Origin of the sequence: Microcystis sp. M49636_WE2, from assembly GCF_030065375.1 — a bacterium.
Taxonomy (GTDB): Bacteria; Cyanobacteriota; Cyanobacteriia; order Cyanobacteriales; family Microcystaceae; genus Microcystis; species Microcystis aeruginosa_C.
The window spans coordinates 1-2902 of the sequence record NZ_JASJFG010000348.1 but is presented as its reverse complement, the minus strand read 5'-3'; the positions used below and the strand labels follow the sequence as shown (position 1 = coordinate 2902).

The following is a 2902-nucleotide window of genomic DNA, read 5'->3' as shown; positions in this document are numbered from 1 at the left end:
TCTGAAATGGGGCGAAAGTCTGTGGACTCTGTGTAAGACAGTACATGGTTTTTTAACTGTGGTATGCGACGGTGGTGGAAGCAGAAACTTAAATCGTGAGGTTTAGGAATCGCCGCACTTTTAGGGCGGCGAGGATGTCAACCTTTTTACCTTTTGTTTCCCAGTAATTCTCTAAATTACCACTATATTTAGGGTTTACTAAAAAAGTTTTTCTAGGGTGTCGGGAGACAAAACGAACACTTTCTATCTCAGTCGGACAGCAAGCTGACTCAGCAATTGAAGCGAAATTCTGCCATTCTCTAGGATGCCATTCTGGGTTAATCTGGGTTTTGTGACAATTTATGGCTAAATTTTAAGAGGCAGTATGGAACGCACTTTCTTAATGATTAAACCCGACGGTGTGCAGCGCAATCTGGTGGGGGAAATTATTCAACGCTTTGAAGCTAAAGGTTTTACGCTGGTTGGGTTGAAAATGATGCAGGTTTCTAGTGAATTAGCGGAAAAACACTACGCTGTTCATAAAGAAAGACCCTTTTTCCGTTCTCTAGTCGATTTTATTACTTCCTCCCCCGTGGTGGCCATGGTTTGGCAAGGAGAAGGAGTAATTGCCTCCGCTAGAAAAATTATTGGCGCCACTAATCCCCTCAATGCTGAACCTGGTACGATTCGCGGTGATTTTGGCATTAGTGTCGGACGCAATCTTATCCATGGTTCCGATGGTCCAGATACCGCCAAAGATGAAGTTAGTCTCTGGTTTAGCGATGCAGAATTGGCTAATTGGACTCCCGCCATCACTCCCTGGGTCGTAGAGTAAATCCCCACTGGAAGCCCTTAGGGGGCAGGGGCGGTCGGCGGTCGGCAGGGGGCAGGAGGCAGAAGATTATTTTTATTGATTCTCCCCACACCCCACTTCCCCACCTCCCCAATTCATAATTCATAATTCATAATTCCCACTCCCCCACTTCGCCACTCTGCAATAACTGCTCCTGCATACTTTGTGCTTTTTGTCAAAAAAACTTTTTTTTTGCAATAAAACTACACAAAAAAAAGATCATCGTTGTGGGTGAAATTGACTGATTTACCTGTCTTAATTAGGATCACCTTGTCGGTGTGGCAAGGGTTTCAACCATTGCTGCCCAAAAAAGCACAAAATAACCCATTATGAAATTCAGTAAAATCGCTGCAACCATTGTAACATCGTTGTTAAATAAAAATCTTTCTCAATTAATTCTTAAGAATTTGTAAATATTGCGGAATGTTAATTTAAATATTCTCAAGTCTTTGGAGTCAATAAATAATTTTTGCTTATCTTTGTCGAACATTGGGTGAGAAGTCAGGAGACAGGAGACAGGAGACAGCTTTTTCTCCCTTCTTCCTGCTCCCTTCTCCCCAATTCATAATTCAGGTTCTTCGTTACTTGGTATGGTTCGATCGGGTGGCATAAATCAACTAAATCCTTATCTGGCAAGAGACTTAATTGATTAGTTAGTTCTAGATCGAAAACAATTGACATAAATCCCCGAATTTCTTTCTATATAAGGTTTTCATCCCTTGTAATCCCATCCATCGCATAACACAAATCGAAGAACCATAATTCATAATTCATAATTCATAATTCATAATTCCCCAATGCCCAATCAAGGTTGGATTTATCGAGATAAAATTAGCAGAAATCAGGCAGGATTAAGCCTATTAGCCTACTATGCGGGCAAATATCCCCATTCTAGCCCAGAAGAATGGCTCGATCGCATTTTATCAGCAGCAATTCTCGTCAACGGTCGTCCCGCTTGCCCCGATACAATCTTGGAAATCGGGCAGCAATTGACCTATCAGCGCCCGCCGTGGACAGAACCGGATGTACCGCTTTTTTTTGAGGTACTCTACGAGGATGCCGAGGTGTTAGTGGTGGCGAAACCTTCGGGATTACCAGTGTTAGCGGGGGGTGGATTTCTCGAACATACTCTTATCCATCTGGTACATCAGCATTATGTCGAGGTCACTCCCTATCCAATTCATCGTCTTGGTCGCGGCACTTCCGGTATAGTCTTAATGGCGAAATCAAAGCCCGCCAGAGCTAAATTGAGTCAACAGATGCGAGAGGGGAAAATTACCAAAATATATCGAGCTTTAGTTGGTCAGGGCGACATACCAGATAATTTTACTATTAATCAAGCGATCGGGAAAATCGCCCATCCCATTTTAGGCTACGTTTACGGTGCGCTCACAGATGGGTTATCGGCCCGCAGTGATGGTCGAGTCTTAAAAAAACATCCCGATAGTACCCTATTAGAAGTACAAATTTTTACGGGCAGACCCCATCAAATTCGCATTCATCTGGCCTTTTTTGGCTATCCTTTAATCGGTGATCCCTTGTATGGCGTGGGAGGATTACCGCGACCGGATGCGGTCCCGGGAGATTGTGGTTATTATCTCCATGCCAATCAAATCCTTTTTAATCATCCCAGTACAGGGGAAAGAATCTCTATTTGTTGTCAGGCCCCGCCGGAATTAGTGGATAGACTTCTTGCAGAAGTCAGGCAACAGAAAGAAGAATAGATGCTTTCAGCATCAGGATTGATTACTTTTTGACTTTTGCAAGAGGTTTAATAGCGCAAATCTCCAAATCTAGCAATATTTAGGGTTGGCTGAATAAATCTAAAAACCTTGTGGGATAATATCTTTAGGCTTTTTTGACCTCAAAAAGTGCCAGCCGAGAGTGATCGGGGCGAAAATTGAGGGACTTTTTCCCTGAAAATTAGGTAATTGACCGTCTGAAAATGGGTAAAACCCTACACCCCACACCCTACACCCCACACCCTACACCCTACACCCCACACCCCACACCCCACACCCTACACCCTGCCCCCCACCCCCCCCACCCACACCCCACACCCTACACCCC

General features: G+C 44.0%; 3 protein-coding genes. 2 read left to right on the top strand and 1 reads right to left on the bottom strand.

The genetic code is table 11. The features are described 5' to 3' along the window. The first annotated feature begins 364 nt into the window (after positions 1-364). Entirely contained in the window at positions 365-814 is a 450-nt protein-coding gene (gene ndk, locus PX484_RS08305; protein ID WP_002800982.1) for a nucleoside-diphosphate kinase, read from the top strand. A 519-nt stretch (positions 815-1333) separates the two neighbouring features. Here ndk and PX484_RS08300 read toward each other — a convergent pair. Further along, on the bottom strand, positions 1334-1525 hold the full coding sequence (locus PX484_RS08300; protein ID WP_285891567.1) for a hypothetical protein: 192 nt from the start codon (positions 1523-1525) through the stop codon (positions 1334-1336). 104 nt (positions 1526-1629) lie between these two features. On the opposite strand from PX484_RS08300, the gene PX484_RS08295 reads away from it, so the two are divergent. Next, positions 1630-2556 carry an RluA family pseudouridine synthase gene (locus PX484_RS08295; RefSeq protein WP_287765073.1) on the top strand — a complete coding sequence of 309 codons (927 nt, stop codon included), beginning with the start codon at positions 1630-1632 and terminating at the stop codon, positions 2554-2556. Positions 2557-2902 lie beyond the last annotated feature (346 nt).